The 15,435-nt window shown below is 71.5% G+C and carries 13 protein-coding genes; 6 read left to right on the top strand and 7 right to left on the bottom strand.

Going from position 1 to position 15,435, the window contains the following annotated elements:
* The first annotated feature begins 39 nt into the window (after positions 1-39).
* From Pma05_RS06405 to fmdA, 3 genes are all read left to right on the top strand, one after another.
* Complete coding sequence (locus tag Pma05_RS06405) at positions 40-324, top strand: DUF427 domain-containing protein (RefSeq protein ID WP_203856354.1); 285 nt, start codon at positions 40-42, stop codon at positions 322-324.
* Positions 325-447: 123 nt separating this feature from the next.
* Positions 448-729, top strand: a complete 282-nt coding sequence (locus tag Pma05_RS06400; RefSeq protein ID WP_203856353.1) for an FmdB family zinc ribbon protein — start codon at positions 448-450, stop codon at positions 727-729.
* 20 nt (positions 730-749) lie between these two features.
* Complete coding sequence (fmdA, locus tag Pma05_RS06395; protein ID WP_203856352.1) at positions 750-2,003, top strand: formamidase; 1,254 nt, start codon at positions 750-752, stop codon at positions 2,001-2,003.
* Between the two features lie 60 nt (positions 2,004-2,063).
* Here fmdA and Pma05_RS06390 read toward each other — a convergent pair whose 3' ends face one another.
* The 5 genes from Pma05_RS06390 to Pma05_RS42355 all read right to left on the bottom strand — a co-directional run bounded on the left by Pma05_RS06390 (position 2,064) and on the right by Pma05_RS42355 (position 9,767).
* Positions 2,064-3,020 carry a diacylglycerol kinase catalytic domain-containing protein gene (locus tag Pma05_RS06390; protein WP_203856351.1) on the bottom strand — a complete coding sequence of 319 codons (957 nt, stop codon included), beginning with the start codon at positions 3,018-3,020 and terminating at the stop codon, positions 2,064-2,066.
* Positions 3,017-4,072, bottom strand: coding sequence for an SPFH domain-containing protein (locus Pma05_RS06385; RefSeq protein ID WP_203856350.1), 1,056 nt, complete (start codon positions 4,070-4,072; stop codon positions 3,017-3,019). Before Pma05_RS06385 ends, Pma05_RS06390 begins: the two co-directional genes overlap by 4 nt.
* A 209-nt stretch (positions 4,073-4,281) precedes the next feature.
* Positions 4,282-5,034 carry an ABC transporter permease gene (locus Pma05_RS06380; RefSeq protein WP_203856531.1) on the bottom strand — a complete coding sequence of 251 codons (753 nt, stop codon included), beginning with the start codon at positions 5,032-5,034 and terminating at the stop codon, positions 4,282-4,284.
* A gap of 187 nt (positions 5,035-5,221) precedes the next feature.
* The gene (locus tag Pma05_RS06375; RefSeq protein WP_203856349.1) at positions 5,222-6,205 is read right to left on the bottom strand and encodes an ATP-binding cassette domain-containing protein; all 984 of its coding nucleotides are present in this window, start codon (positions 6,203-6,205) and stop codon (positions 5,222-5,224) included.
* Positions 6,206-6,323: 118 nt separating this feature from the next.
* Positions 6,324-9,767 (bottom strand): AfsR/SARP family transcriptional regulator, encoded by a 3,444-nt coding sequence (locus Pma05_RS42355; RefSeq protein WP_239311778.1) that lies wholly within the window; start codon positions 9,765-9,767, stop codon positions 6,324-6,326.
* A gap of 104 nt (positions 9,768-9,871) precedes the next feature.
* On the opposite strand from Pma05_RS42355, the gene Pma05_RS06365 reads away from it, so the two are divergent.
* Positions 9,872-10,393 (top strand): 2Fe-2S iron-sulfur cluster-binding protein, encoded by a 522-nt coding sequence (locus Pma05_RS06365; protein ID WP_203856348.1) that lies wholly within the window; start codon positions 9,872-9,874, stop codon positions 10,391-10,393.
* Positions 10,390-11,379: an FAD binding domain-containing protein gene (locus Pma05_RS06360; RefSeq protein ID WP_203856347.1), complete on the top strand. Its 990-nt coding sequence runs from the start codon at positions 10,390-10,392 to the stop codon at positions 11,377-11,379. Before Pma05_RS06365 ends, Pma05_RS06360 begins: the two co-directional genes overlap by 4 nt.
* Positions 11,380-11,683: 304 nt before the next feature.
* On the opposite strand, the gene Pma05_RS06355 is transcribed toward Pma05_RS06360, so the two are convergent.
* Together Pma05_RS06355 and Pma05_RS06350 are read right to left on the bottom strand one after the other, a co-directional pair.
* Positions 11,684-11,905 carry a hypothetical protein gene (locus Pma05_RS06355; protein ID WP_203856346.1) on the bottom strand — a complete coding sequence of 74 codons (222 nt, stop codon included), beginning with the start codon at positions 11,903-11,905 and terminating at the stop codon, positions 11,684-11,686.
* 305 nt (positions 11,906-12,210) lie between these two features.
* The gene (locus Pma05_RS06350; RefSeq protein ID WP_203856345.1) at positions 12,211-13,209 is read right to left on the bottom strand and encodes a bacteriocin fulvocin C-related protein; all 999 of its coding nucleotides are present in this window, start codon (positions 13,207-13,209) and stop codon (positions 12,211-12,213) included.
* A 488-nt stretch (positions 13,210-13,697) separates the two neighbouring features.
* Between Pma05_RS06350 and Pma05_RS06345 the strand changes: the two genes are divergently transcribed.
* A complete protein-coding gene (locus Pma05_RS06345) occupies positions 13,698-14,972 on the top strand; it encodes a chymotrypsin family serine protease (RefSeq protein WP_203856344.1) in 1,275 nt (424 codons plus the stop codon).
* Positions 14,973-15,435 lie beyond the last annotated feature (463 nt).

Genomic DNA, 15,435 nt, shown 5'->3' with positions numbered 1-15,435 from the left:
GGCACTGGCACGACCGGGCCGCCGACATAGTGTGGGGGGATGCCGAAAGCCATCTGGAACGACCTGGTCATCGCCGAGAGCGCCGACACCGTCGTGGTCGAGGGCAACCACTACTTTCCGCGTACGTCCCTGCGCGACGACCTGGTGCGGGATTCGGAGACGCACACCTTCTGCCCCTGGAAGGGCACCGCGTCGTACTACACGCTGGAGCACGAGGGGCAGCGCAGCGCCGACGCCGTCTGGTATTACCCCGAGCCGAAGCCGGACGCCGAGATGGTCCGGGACCGGGTCGCCTTCTGGAAGGACGTCACGGTCGTCGACTGATCCCCCACCGTCCCAGCCACACCCCTTGAGACTGGGGCGGACACCACCGTACGACGGCACCGAAAGGTCGGCATTTGCGGCATTAGCCTGCGAAGTCCCCGCACCGGGTCCGATCCTGAAGCCGTGGCGACGTACGAGTACCGGTGTCCCCGGGACGGGATCTTCTCGGCCCGGTTTCCGATCGGGCAGGCCCCCGCGCGGCACCGCTGCGCGACCTGCGCGGCGGAGGCCGCCCGGGTCTTCTCGACGCCGTCGCTGCGCGCCATGCCGCGGCCACTGGTCGCGGCCCTCGACCGGGCCGGCCGCAGCGCCGAAGCACCGGAGGTGGTGTCCCGGATCCCCGGCCGACCTGGCAGGGCGACCCGGCCGGTCCATCCCGGGCACGCCCGTCTGCCACGACCCTGACGGGTGAAAGGGAAGCCGCGATGCCCGAGCTGTTGTTTCCGCTGGACTCGACGAAGAAGTTCACCGAGCAGGCGTTGATGGGCCACAACCGGTGGCATCCGGAGATCCCGCCGGTCGTCACCGTCCGGCCCGGCCAGTCGTTCCGGGTGCACTGCCGGGAGTGGTTCGACGGCGCGATCCACAACGACGACTCGGCCGAGGACGTCCGGGACGCGCCGCTGCCGATCGTGCACGCGCTCAGCGGCCCGTTCTCGGTCAGCGGCGCGGAGCCCGGCGACCTGCTGGTGGTCGACATCCTCGACGTGGGCCCGATCCCGCAGGAGGACTCGGGCCCGCTCGCCGGACAGGGCTGGGGCTACACCGGCATCTTCCCGACGCAGAACGGTGGCGGTTTCCTGACCGACTACTTCCCGGACGCGTACAAGGCGATCTGGGACTTCAGCGGGCAGCAGGCGACGTCCCGGCACGTTCCCGGGGTGACCTTCACCGGGATGATCCACCCCGGGCTGATGGGTACCGCCCCGTCGGCGGCACTGCTGGCGAAGTGGAACGAGCGGGAGGGCGCGCTGCGGGCCACCGACCCGGACCGGGTACCGCCGTTGTCGCTGCCGCCGCTGCCGGACGGGGCGATCCTCGGCTCGCTGACCGGCGCCGACTTCGACCGGGTCGCGGCGGAGGCGGCCCGGACCGCGCCGCCCCGGGAGAACGGCGGCAACCAGGACATCAAGAACATGACCAAGGGGACCAGGGTCTTCTATCCGGTGTACGTCCCCGGCGCCAACCTGTCCATGGGAGACCTGCACTTCTCCCAGGGCGACGGTGAGATCACCTTCTGCGGTGGGATCGAGATGGGCGGCTTCCTCGACCTGCACGTGGACGTGATCAAGGGCGGGATGAGCACGTACGGGGTGTCCGAGAACGCGATCTTCCTGCCCGGGATCGTGGCTCCGCTGTACAGCCAGTGGCTGGCCTTCTCCGGCATCTCGGTCAGTACCGACGGGGAGCAGCGCTACCTCGACTCGCAGCTCGCGTACCAGCGCGCCTGCCTGCACGCGATCTCCTACCTGACCCGGTTCGGCTACAGCTCGGAGCAGGCGTACCTGATCCTCGGCGCCGCCCCGATCGAGGGTCGCTTCTCCGGGGTGGTGGACATCCCGAACTCGTGCGCGACGGTCTACCTGCCGACCGCGATCTTCGACGTCGACGTACGCCCCTCGGCCGCCGGGCCGGCCCGGGTCAGCCCCGGCCAGGGCGTCCCGAAGGCGACCTTCTGACGCCAACGGCCTGGCTGGCTCTAGCCGACACGCCGTCAACAACGCTCATGGTCGCTACATCTAGCGCCGACGGCGGCGCCGCGACGGGTGCCGCGAGTGGTCGGTCGGCGCGGACGCCGGCTCGACCAGGCGCAGCCGCCGGGCGGCCGGGCCGACGGTCAGCCGCTGCCCCCAGGCCATCGTCAGGTGGTCGGTCTCCAGCCCGTCGGCGAAGACCACCAGCCGCTCCCGCTCGGCGACGATCTCCAGCGTCTCGTCCGGGCCGAGCCGCCCGGCGGTCAGCGACGCGCCGGTCGCCGGGGACGGCCACGCCTCCCGGACGAACCAGCACAGTGCCGGTTCGTCCGGCGCCGGCAGCGGCGGCGCGGCGGCGCGTTCCCGGGCGATCGAGGCGCACCAGCCGGTGGCACCGGTCCCGGTGCCGACGACCAGCCCGGAGGAGGACTGGCGTTCCCGCTGGCCGTCGGCGGTGGAGAGCAGGTATCGCGCCGACTGGTGGCCGGGGTGCCCCGCGTAGACCTCGTTGAGCCCGATCAGCTCCTGGCCGTCGTCGAGCGCGGCCCGGACCATGGTCCGCTCCCGGATCGGAGCACGCCCGGCGACCACCGTGGGCAGGAGCCGGGCGACCGCGACGGGCCCGAACCGGACGAGTACTCCGGCGTTCTGTCCCGGCTCCGGGTCCACCCCGATCACCGGCTGCCCGTCGAGATACTTGGCGACGTTGGCGACCAGCCCGTCCTGGCCGACCGCCACCACGATGTCCTCCCGGGCGAACGGGAACCGGGCCAGGTCGTCCCGGTCCGCCTGGCCCCGCCGCCAGTCCGCCGGGATGGCCGCCCCGACGGCGGTCAGCGCGGTCTGGAGCGTCTCGTGCCGGGTCACCACCTCGGCCAGGTCGCGCCCCCGCTGCCGCAGGTAGTAACCGGCGGCGGCCCGGGTGCCGTGGTGGGCCAGCAGCTCGTCCAGCTCGCTGCGCCGGCTCACCACCACGACCCTCGGCGCCAGGGTGGCACTCACCGGGACAGCCGGCCCAGCAGGCCCGTCAGCACGTCGGGGGTGACCGTGAGCTGGCCGATCTCGGGAAGCTGACCGGCCACCTCGCGGAGCGCGAGCGCGTGCAGCACCTCCGGCGGCAGATCCCGGTACGCCGCCAGCCGGGCCGCCTCCGCCTCGGCCTCGGCGAGCCCGACCAGGCGTACCCCGTCGGCCTTGGCTCCGGCGAGGGTGCGCTCCTTCTCCGCCTCGGCGGCGGCGAGTATCCGGGCCCGCTCGGCGGCTGCCGCGTTCGCCACCTTCTCCCGCTCGGCCTTGCCCTGGGCCACCGCCAGCTCCGCCGCGGCCTCCAGCTCGACCTTGCGCCGGGAGTTGGCGCCGTGCTGCTCCACCAGTTGCTGCTCCCGGCGGGCCAGCTCGATCTTGTTCTGCAACTCGTTCTCGGCGATCGCCCGCTCCTGCTCGACCGCCTGCGCCCGCCGGGCGTAGGTGGCCCGGTCGGCCTCGACCTGCACCGTCTCCCGGGTCGGCGTCTGGAGCGCCCGCTCCAGCTCCGGCTCGGGCCGCACCGCCACCACCCGGGCGCTGACCACTGAGACACCGACGTCGGTCAGCCGGCCCTCGTCGCCCAGCGCCGCCGAGACCGCCTCGCGGACCGCGGCGATGTCGGTCAGCGCCTCGGCCAGCGGTACCCGGGCAAGCAGGTCGAGCGCCGGCTGCTGGGCCAGCTCGGCGAGGAGCGTGGCGACCTGGTCGAGCGGGCGGCCCCGGGCGACGCCCTTGTACGGGTCGACCGAGAAGTCCAGCCGGCTCGCCGCGAGCGCCGGGTCGGCGATCCGGTACGTCACCGTCGCCTGCACGGTGACGTCGGCAAAGTCGCTGGTCCGGGCATGGAACAGCAGCGGAAGCTCCCGGTCGTCGACCGGCACCTCGCTCAGTACGCCGACCAGCGGCCGGTACCAGAACGACTGCCCGATTCCCTCGTGCCGCACGTTGCCCCGCACGGAGTGCCGGATCCACATGGTCGGCGCCCCGCGCAGGTGTCGCAGGAACAGCCGCCTGGTCACGTCGGCCATGACGCGCCCCCTCCCCTGTTTTCGTCGCCACGACGATAAAGGAGGACCTATTTCGCGTCAAGCCGCCGATAAATCGGCTTCTTCCTCGGGGCCGGGAGCTGCCCGACACAGATCCGGCCCGTACCCGCCAGAGGTGCGGGTACGGGCCGGATCCCCCCGAGCGACCGCCGCGCGCTATCCCCCGGCGCGCGGCGGTACGTGGTCCGCCGTCAGCGGCTCAGCCGCTGGTAGCGCCGCACGGCCAGCGGCGCGAAGACGACGATCAGCAGCAGCGGCCAGCCGACCGCCAGCAGCATCGGGTGCTGCGCCGCCCAGGAGTCCCCGCCGGTCCCGGGGTTGCCGAACAGCTCACGGCTGGCCGCCACCGTCGCGGACAGCGGGTTCCACGACGAGATCACACCGAGCCAGGTCGGCATCAGGTCCGGGGCGACGAAGACGTTGGAGAGCGCGGTCAGCGGGAAGGCCAGCGGAAAGACGATCACCCCGACCGTGTCCGGGTTCGGCACCATCAGGCCGAGGAAGATGCCGACCCAGGTGAGCGCGAGCCGCAGCAGCAGGATCAGCCCCACCGCGGCGAGCGCGTCGAGCAGACCGTTGTGCCACTGCCAGCCGACCAGCAGCCCGCAGACCACCAGGATGGTCATCTCCAGCAGCGCGCGGAGCAGGTCGGCACCGGTCCGGCCGGTGACCAGCGCGGTCCGGGCCATCGGGATGGACCGGAACCGGTCCACCACGCCCCGGCTGACGTCCATCGCGATGCCGCTGGCGGTGGCGCCCAGGCCGTACAGCATGGTCATCACGAAGACACCCGGCAGGAGGTACTCCCGGTAGTTTCCCGCGCCGGCCGCCATGCCGCTGCCGAAGACGTAGCCGAAGACCAGCACGAACATGATCGGCAGGGTGAAGTAGATCACGATCTCCTCGGGCGACCGGATCACGTGCGCCATGTTCCGGCCGGTCATCACCCGGCCGTCGGCCAACGCCCAGCGGAACCGGGTCAGCGGCCCGGCCGGCCGCCCAGCGCTCCGCCCGGCCGCAGACACCTCCGGTGCCCGGTGCTGCGCCTGCAACGTACTGGTCATGCCGCCACCTCGTTCCGATCGTCGTCGTACCCGCCCGGCCCGGCCGGCCGGCCCGTGTCCCGCCCGGTCACGCCGGCACCCCCGCCTCGGTCGGCTGCGCCGCTCCGGACCGGTGCCCGGTCAGGTGTAGGAACGCCTCGTCGAGGGTCGGCCGGCGCAACCCGATGTCCTCGACCGCGATCCCGGCGTCCCGCAGCGCCCGCATCACGTCGCCGAGCGCCGCCACCCGGTCCAGGACCGGGGCGCTGAGCTGCCGGATCTCCGCGTCGAGCGTCACCGGCCCGGCGGAGGAACGTTCGACGATCCCGGCGGCGGTGCCGAGTTCCGCCGCGTGCCGGACCACCACCTCGATCCGGTCCGCTCCGATCCGCGCCTTCAACTCGGCCGAGGTGCCCTCCGCGACCACCCGCCCGGCGTCGACCACCAGGATCCGGTCGGCGAGCTGGTCCGCCTCGTCCAGGTACTGGGTGGTGAGCAGCACCGTGGTGCCGTCGGCGACCAGGCTCCGCACCGCGGACCAGAGCTGGTTGCGGCTGCGCGGGTCGAGCCCGGTGGTCGGCTCGTCGAGGAAGAGCACCCGGGGCGTCATGATCAGGCTGGCCGCCAGGTCCAGCCGGCGGCGCATCCCGCCGGAGTACTCCGCCGCCGACCTGCCGGCCGCGCCGGTCAGCCCGAACTGCTCCAGCAACTCGTCCGCGCGACGCCGGGCGACCCGGGCCGACAGATGGTGCAACCGACCGAAGAGGATCAGGTTCTGCCGTCCGCTGAGCACCTCGTCGACCGCCGCGTACTGCCCGGTCAGCCCGATCACCCCACGGACCTGGTCGGGCTGCCGCACCACGTCGTACCCGGCGACCCAGGCCCGGCCGGCGTCGAAGCGCAGCAGGGTGGAGAGGATCCGTACCGCCGTTGTCTTGCCGGCGCCGTTCGGACCGAGCAGCCCGCACACCGTACCGGCCGGGACGTCGAGGTCGAACCCGTCCAGGGCCCGGGTCTCGCCGTACCGCTTGTGCAGTCCCTCGGCCACGACCGCTGATGTCTGCGTTGTCATGCCCCGACGGTCGCCGACCGCGCTGACCGGCCACGCACCGATCGCTGACCGAGGCACCGAGCGGTCCCGCACCGATCGCTGACGGCGGCACCGGGGCGGTTCCCGCACCGATCGCGGGTCAGGCGGTGTCGAGCGCGGCGAGCGCCTGTTCCCGGGTCAGGGCCGCACCTCGGGCCAGCACGCGCCGGTACGCCGGATCACCGAGCCGGGTCCGGGTGGCGGCGGCGACCGGCGCGGCGTCGATCGCCCCGGCGCTGCCGACACCGTTCTGCAACACCGCTATCGCGCCGAGCAGCACGCCGGCCCGTTCGGCGCCACCGGTCCGGAGTACCGGTCCGACCAGGCCGTCGACCGCGACGGTGAGGGTACTCAGTTCCCAGACCCCGACCGTGGCACCGAGCACCTGCCGGAACCGGGCGCGGGCCCCGACCCGGTCACCGGTCGCCGCCAGGATCTGCCCCAGCGCGACGAGCACGGCGAGCCGGATCCCCTCCGCCCCGAACCAGCCGGTCGGGCACTCCGCCAACGCCTGCTCGCACAACCGGCGCGCGCGAGCCAGGTCGCCGCGCCGCCGGGCGATCTCGCCCAGCCCGAGGTGGGCCGCGGCGAGCAGTTCCGGCGCACCGGCCGGCGGGGCCAGTTCCACCACCCGCTGGTAGTCGTCGTTCGCCCCCACCAGGTCGTCGACGCTGAGCCGGCCGTCCCCCCGGGTACGCAACAACTCGGCCATGTCGAGCCTCGAGCCGAGTTCGTCGGCCAGCCGCAGCGCCTCGTCGACGAATTCCATGTGGCTGTGGTCGCCACGCCGGTAGGCCAGCTCGGTCAGGATCGTCAGCACCAGGATCGTGCCCCAGCGCTCTCCGATGGCCCGGAAGTCGGCCAACGCCTCGCCGAGCTTGACCTGCGCCTCCTCGTACCGGCCTTCGAGCATCCAGACCATTCCGAGGCCGAGCGCCCCCAGCGCCCGGCTCCACGGGTCGGTACCGAGCAGTCCGACCCAGCCTTCGGGGGTGGTGAGCACGGTCTCCACCATCTCCGGTGGTGGACCGTTGGCGACCCCGGAGAGGTAGAGCAGGAACGGCTGCCGGGGCGGCCGGCCCAGGCTCCACAGGATCGTGGCGACCGGCTCGACACCCTGCGGGCCCGAGCCGTACCCGCCGAGCGAGGCGTGCAGCAGGCAGAGCGCGTACTCCTCGGCCAGCTCGGGTGGCGCGGTGCCACCGACCCGCTCGACGAGTTGGGCGGCCAGCGCCGCCCCCTCACCGCGTAGGCCGCGCAGCCACCAGTAGAACGACAGCGCGGCGACCAGCTTCAGCGCGGTCCCGACGTCTCCGGCGGCCATCGCCCGGCGCAACGCGGCGTGCAGGTCGTCGCGGTCGCCGTCCAACCGGCGCAGCCAGTCCAACTGCTCCGCGCCGCGCAGCCGCAGGTCGGCGGTACGGGCCAGTTCGAGGAAGTACGCCGCATGCGCCCGCCGCAGCTCGTCCGCCTCGCCGGCCTCGGCCAACCGTTCGGCGCCGAACGCGCGCACCGTCTCCAGCATCCGGAAGCGCCCGCCCCCCGCCTCCACCAGCGACTTGTCGACCAGACTGGAGAGCACGTCGAGCACGTCCGCGTCGAGTGGTGCGCAGACCCGCTCGACGGCGTCCAGGTCGGCGCCGCCGGCGAAGACCGTCAACCGGCGGGCCAGCCGCTGTTCGGCCTCGTCCAGGAGGTCCCAGCTCCACTGCACCACCGCGCGCAGCGTCTGGTGCCGGGGTTGGGCGACCCGACTGCCCCGGGTCAGCAGCCGGAACCGGTCGTCGAGCCGGGCCGCGACCTCCGCGACCGGCAGGGCCCGCAGCCGGGCCGCCGCCAGCTCGATCGCGAGCGGCAGGCCGTCGAGGGTACGACAGATCCGCAGTACCGCCGGGAGGTTGTCGGGGCCGAGGGCGAATCCCGGTGACACGTCCGCGGCCCGTTCGACGAAGAGCCGGACCGCCGCGTACGCCGGGGCGGCCTCGGCCGTCGTCTCGGCCGGCGGCAGGGTCAGGCCGGAGACCGGGCACAGCGCCTCGCCGGTGAGCCCGAGCGGTTCCCGGCTGGTGGTCAGGACCCGAACCTTCGGACAGGCACCGAGCAGCCGGGCGACGAGCCGGGCGGCGTCGGCGACCAGGTGTTCGCAGTTGTCCAGTACGAGCAGGAGGTCGCGGTCGGCGAGCGCCGTGACCAGTCGGTCGGCGGCGTCCCGGGGGCCGCCCTGGGCACGCAGCGCGGCGTCCCGCAGGTTCAGCGCGGCCAGCACCGCCGAGGCGACGTCCGCGCCCGCGGTCACCGCCGCGAGTTCGACCAGGAAGACCGCGCCGTGCTGCCGGCCGGCCGCCTCGATCGCCAATCGGGTCTTGCCGGCGCCACCGGGGCCGTGCAGGGTGACCAACCGCGCCTCACCGAGCAGCTTGCCGACCCGGCCCAGCTCCTCCTCCCGCCCGACGAAGCTGCTGAGCTGCCCGGGCAGCCCGCCGGCCGAACCGGACGACACCTCGGCGTCGACCGTGACAGGACCGGACGACACCTCGACGTCGGACGTGGGCGGCGCGACGGCCGGGCGGGCCGGTGCGTCGGCCGGACAGGGCCGCTCGCCGAGCGGGGTGGCCGCGTCGGCCGGTACCGGATCGGCCGCGACCGGAGCCGCGGGCGCCACGCCGGGCGGGGCGGCGCGGTGCGGGGTGGGCGGAAGCAGGGCGGGATCGTCGCGCAGTACGGCCACGTGCAGCGCGGCCAGTTCCGGCGACGGGTCGGTGCCGAGTTCCTCCGCGAGCAGCCGGCGGGCCTCCTCGAAGGTGGCCAGCGCCTCGGCCCGGCGACCGCCGGCGTGCAGGGCACGCATCAGCAGGCCGCGCAGTCGCTCCCGCAGCGGGTACGCCGCCACCAGCTCGCGCAGCTCGGCCACCGAGGGTCCGCCTGACCCCGCTCCGGCCAGGTCGAGTTCCGCCGTCACGCGCTCCTCGACGGCGGCCAGCCGCAGCTCGTCGAGGCGGGTCGCCTGGGCCCGGGCGAACGGCGCCTCCCGGACGTCGGCCAGCGGCTCCCCGCGCCACAGTCGCGATGCCGACCGCAACAGCTCGACCGCGTACCGCCGGTCGCCGCCGGCCAACGCGCGCTGGCCGTCGGCCACCAGCCGGGTGAACCGGTGCAGGTCGACCTCCTCCGGGTCGACCGCGATCCGGTAGCCCGCCGGATGGAACTCCACCAGCGGCTCCGGCCCGTCGACGCCGGAGAGCACCTGGCGCAGCCGGGAGACCTGGGACTGCAACGCGTTCGCGGCCCGGGCCGGCGGGTTGTCGCCGTAGAGAGCCTGGATCAGCCGGTCCGCCGAGACCACCCGGCCGGCGTCGAGGAGCAGCAGCACCAGCAGGGCGCGCAGGCGCGGGCCACCGACGACGAGTCGCCGGCCATCGCCCGCGTACACCTCGGTCGCGCCCAGGATGCCGAACCGCATGGCGTCGATTGTCGCCCACCCCCGCCCGGCGACCGTCACGCGCTCGACCGGCAGCCCTCGGGCGTACCGGTCCAGCGTGCCCACGCAGGACTCCCGGGGGCTTTGCCCATTTCGCCCCTTCCACACACTGCTATGGCTACCTTGGGGGTGTTCGTCCGCGACTCGATCCCACCGAGGAGGCCGGAAGGATGGATGCCGAGGTCAGCCTCCGAGTGGACGGGACCGATCACCGGGTCACCGTCGACACCCGGACCACCCTGCTGGACGCCCTGCGGGAGCGGCTGGGCAACACCAGCCCGAAGAAGGGCTGCGACCACGGCCAGTGCGGCGCCTGCACGATCCTGCTGGAGGGGCGGCGGGTGAACAGTTGCCTCGCCCTCGCGGTGGCACACGACGGGGCCGAGATCGTCACCGCGGCCGGCCTGGCACCCGACGGCGAACTGCATCCGATGCAGCGGTGCTTCATCCAGTACGACGCCTTCCAGTGCGGCTACTGCACGCCCGGGCAGGTCGTCTCGGCGGTGGCGATGCTCCGCGAGGCCGAGGCGGGCTGGCCGAGCGCGGTGACCCTGGACGGTGTCGCGGCCGGCGACGGGAGCCGGGCGAGGCTGGACGCCGACGAGATCCGGGAACGGATGAGCGGCAACCTCTGCCGCTGTGCCGCGTACGCGAACATCGTGCCGGCGATCGAGGAACTCGCCCGCCGATGAGGCCCTTCCGGTACGCCCGCGCCGACGACGTGACCGGTGCCGTCGCGCTGCTCGCCGAGTCGCCGGACGGCGCGTTCCTCGGCGGCGGAACCAACCTGGTCGACCTGATGAAACTCGACGTGGCCACCCCGGACCTGCTGGTGGACGTACGCCGGCTCACCTCCGACCAGGTCGAGGAGTTGCCCGACGGTGGCATCCGGATCGGCGCCGCCACCCCGAACAGCGACCTGGCGGCACATCCACTGGTCCGGAGCCGCTATCCGGTGCTCTCCCAGGCGCTGCTCTCCGGCGCCTCCGGCCAACTGCGCAACCTGGCGACCGCCGGCGGAAACCTGCTGCAACGCACCCGCTGCGTCTACTTCCAGAACGTCACCACCCCGTGCAACAAGCGGGAGCCCGGCACCGGCTGCCCGGCGATCGACGGGCACCACCGGGAACTCGCGATCCTCGGCGCCTCGCCGGAGTGCGTCGCGACCCATCCGTCGGACTTCGCGGTCGCACTGGTCGCGTTGGACGCCACCGTGCACACCGAGGGTCCCGACGGCGGGCGGCGCATTCCGATCACCGAGTTGCACCGGCTGCCGGGCGGCGAGCCGCACCGGGACACCGTGCTGGCACACGGGGAGCTGATCACCGCGATCGAGGTACCGCCACTCGCCTTCGCCACCCGATCCCGCTACCGCAAGGTACGCGACCGGGCCTCGTACGCCTTCGCGCTGGTCTCGGTGGCGGCGGCGGTCGACATGACGGACGGGATCGTCCGGGACGTCCGGATCGCGCTCGGCGGGGTGGCACCCAAGCCGTGGCGGGCCAGCCGGGCCGAGGAGTTGCTGCGCGGTGGCCCGGCCCGGGAGGACCGGTTCCGGGCGGCTGCCGAGGCGGAACTCGCCGAGGCCGTACCGCTGCCGGGCAACGCCTTCAAGGTGCCGCTGGCCCGCAACACCCTGACCCGTACCCTGCTCGACCTGGTCGACGGACCCGCCTGAGCACCGCTCGGGGCTGGCTGTGACGTAGTTGGTTGGCCCCGGGGTGACGGTTGTAGCCGGCCCCGGCCGCAGTTATGGGTGTTGATGGGTGCGACGGCTATATCTGGCCCAACCCAGTTTCGTCCGGTGTGTCGTGTCAGTCATACTTGGCCCCATCTTGATCACGTCCTAGGCTCCGGAGTGTGTGATCCGTGACCGTCTGGTGGGGGCGGGTGAGGCCGAGACTGGAGTTGTTCAAGGCGATCCCGCCGTGACGCCCGCCGCGAGGAGCTGTCGATCCGGGCGTTGGCCGTGTGGCACGGGGTCATCGACGGACGGTCCGCCAGGCGCTGGCGTCGGCGGTGCCGGCGCCGCGCAAGCGTCGGGTGGCACAGGCGCCGAAGCTGGATCCGATCCGGTCGGTCATCGCCCAGATGTTGGTGGCGGATCTGACGGCGCCGAGGAAGCAGCGGCATACGGCGCGGCGGATCCATGCCTGCGCGTCGGCACCGCCACCGCAGACGTGGTAGCGGTCGAGGGCCCGCAAGGGCGCCCAGCAACGACCCGGACCACTCAACCACAACCACACGCAACCGGAACCGTGTGCGGCGGACCGGGCCGCACGGGTGGTCAGCCTGACCGAACCGCCTCTTGCCGGGACTGGTCCACCAGAGACTGCGGGACCTCGCCGGTCAACGCCGTCTTCTCACCGGCCGGCGCTGCCGTCTTGGCTGTCGCCGGCGAGCCAACGCTCACTGCCGTGGGAGGATCGCACATATCGATCCCGCCGTCACCCAAAGCCGTCACTCTCGCGGTTCTTTCCCTTCGCAGTGCGGGTTCCCGTGGTGACGATCAAGGGCATTTGCCGGTGCACGCATACAGCCACAACGACCCACAGCCAGAATCGGAGCAGCAGCAGTACGTGCCGCAGTTGTTACATGCTCCGCAGCAGAGACAGAAGCGCCCGGCGCAGTAGTCGCTTACGCAGCTGCAATTGCAGTCGGGGACACCAACGCCGCAGTTGCTCGCGCTGCCGTCGGCGGAGGCAGGAGACGTTGCGGGAGTGGAAGTGCCGAGCTGCGCCAATATCGAGCGAGCCCTTTCCAGCCCGAATGCGGCAATGGCCGCTTCCCTGATCTCTTCGAGCACGGCATGTTGTTCGTCGCTGATCGGTGTGACGAATGTCTGTTCGTCATTACTCAGGGCGATCGCCCGGTCGATAACGCGCCGCTGGTCGGCGGACATGCTCGTCATCTCCGCGCGGTGCCGGCTCAGATGCTCGACCCACAGCTCCTTGCGGCTCGGCGGTGGCAGAGCCCGGTAGATCGCTCGCCGGTACGTCGGGTCGAAGGCGCTCAGCTTGTCGTAGTCCGTCGGCAAGCTGCCGAGGTTGGCGTTCACCCACTGCTCGGCGGGGCTGGAGTGTGCGCCGTCACCGAATGCCGGTGACCGGTTGAAACCGAGGATGCTCATCGCGATACCGGCACCCGCCGCCAGCTTGAGGAAATCCTTGCGCGCCATCCCAGTCCTCGCCTGTGCCTCGCGATTCTTTACCTCGCCGAGGTTGCGAAGAATCCGTAGTGCCGAGCGCGGGCCCACCCTTTTCGCCAGTCGAACGCCCATGCGAATGCCGGTCCAGGCCGCCACGCGATCCCCGCGGACGCGGAGGAGCGTGGGCGCGGATGGTGCGCCGGCGCCGAGTGCGGAAGACCGCCATCGAATGACATCGCCGTCACCAAGCGATTTGACGGTGAGGACGTCACCGCATTCGCGTGCCACGATGGTGGAGACGGCTCGGCAGGTGGCACACGAACCATCAAAGGCCAGAATCCAGGTTTGCTCTCCGCTCATCGACTGTCCTCCTGCATCTCTGAATGTCGGACTCGGGCAGCCTAGCCAGAGTCGCCTTTCAAGCACCTTTCAAGCACCTATCATGCGCTTAATGGCCCGTAGCTCAACACGTGATCGTTTGATGGTATGGGTGTTACGGTGCGGGATGCGAGCCGGTATGGACAGCATCGGGCAGGACCAGCATCCGGACGCGGTGGCTAAGCTCGGACAACGCCTCGGGCAGGGACCGGCAGTGCTCCGCGATCCTCGGCGAGGCTGCGGCCCGACTGGCCGCCGAGGGATGCGTCGCAAGGAAGGCCGCCACGAAGAGGCCGAAAAGGTCCGCGCTGTGAGTTCCCCCGCTTTGATGGAGCGGTGGTTACCTGCTGCCGGCTGGCGCAGGGATGACGATAGGTCGTTGTAAGCCGGGCGAAAGCGCGGCCAACCACCATGGACGGAAGGGTTGCTTGCATCCCTTAGCCCTTAATCCTTGCGGAGGGAACGCTTACATGGCACAGAGAAGACGGCTGGCCACAGCGGCCGGAACGGTGATCATGGTGCTGATGGCCGGCCTCGCGGTTGGTTCTCCGGTGGTGGCTCAGGATCAGGCGGGCGCATCGACTGCCGGAGCGTCACCGACGGGCGTGTGGGACCAATCGCGGCAAGACGCCATCTGGCGCGACGTCAACGACTTTGTGGACAACGCCAAGGTCAGCGGATTCGCCGGTGGCCGGTACGAACCGGACGGTCGCACTGTGCGGATCTTCTGGGCTGGTGACCCGCCGGCGGCACTGCACCAACTGGCGGCGCGGCACGCCGAGACACAGGCCGCGATGACCATTCACCCGGTGGCATTGGATCGCAGGCAGTTCGTCGCTGCGGCGAGAGAGGTGGTCGCCCAGGCAAGGCAGGCCGGCATCCCTGTGGTCTCGGCCGGAAGGACGCCCGACTTTGCCGGCATGAGAGTACGGCTCGAAGGCACCGCAACCACAGTACAGAAGGAAACCCTGCGGGCTCTCGGGGCGACCGAAATAGTCGAAAACGAGGGCGCCCACGTACCCCTTATCGGGCGGTACGACGATACCCCGCACTTCTATGGCGGATCAGTCATCACCGCGAGGGCCGGCATCTGTTCGACCGGATGGGTGGTCCGCAGGGCGGACAACACCAGTGCCATGGTCACCGCCCAGCATTGCGGCGAGAATGCGGCCTGGTTCACCTGGGGCAGCCCGGCGGGCGGCAGCGGCAACAGCAACGGCCTGTACGTGGGGCAGTCAGGTACGGGACATGCCCTCACCGATTCCGTGCTGATCAGCGGTGTGCGCTACTACCCCGCCACCTACGTCGGCCCGTGGAACTCTACCAGCGGCCGGGACATCAACGAGGCCCGCGAGCCGGCCTACTGGTCGGAGTTCTGCGCCGAGGGCGCGCTGTCCGGAGAGGTCTGCAGCGTGCGCGTGGAAGAAATCGACGCAGTCGGTCCGGACGGAGCCGGACCGGGCTTCTACGGGCGCAGCGTCGACGGCGTCACGGCAGTGGCCGGCAGGGGTGACAGCGGTTCGCCCGCCATCGCATACAACAACGGCCGCGTCGTCCTAGGCGGCATGGTACAGGCGGCAAGCGGAGGCCACCCAGCGGACTGCGCCAAGGACGGCGGCAACCCGTGGTACGCATGGAAGGATCCAAGTAGCGGGAGCTATCGAACCTGCTTTTCCCGGGTCTTCTTCGTCAACCAGAGCGCCATCCACGCTGCTCTCAACGTGGAACCGAGACTATTGCCCTGAGCCGGCCAACACTGATCACTACGGCGGAGAAGAGACAGCCGTCTCTTCTCCGCCGTGACTGGCAGACCCGGGATCTTCAAGTCGTTGAGCTGAGCCTGAATCGACCAATCTTGAGTGGACTAGAGGTTTCTGGCGAGGAGCGGCGTCGCTCACGGCAACGCCGGACATCTCCCGATAGCGAAGATACAGGCACCGCGAGTTCGGAGTAACGACGTCAAATCGGGATGACCGGCATGTCGTCGGAGTTGCCATACACCTTCGGCTCCCCGTCAACACCCACGCCGTCCAGTGAAGCGCCTCCACAACGCTGTGGCGGCGTCCACCCGGCCCAGGATCCGACTTCACTCGGCGAGCACCTGCCAACAAGCCTGGGGCCAGTTACGGCCGACACGCCCATCGACAACAACCGACACGGGTGGGGCCAAGTAGCACTGCCACAGATCGGGCGCCTCGCCAGCGAATG

The organism is Plantactinospora mayteni (assembly GCF_016862935.1).
Classification (GTDB): Bacteria; Actinomycetota; Actinomycetes; order Mycobacteriales; family Micromonosporaceae; genus Plantactinospora; species Plantactinospora mayteni.
This window is presented reverse-complemented; position numbering and strand designations above follow the sequence as displayed.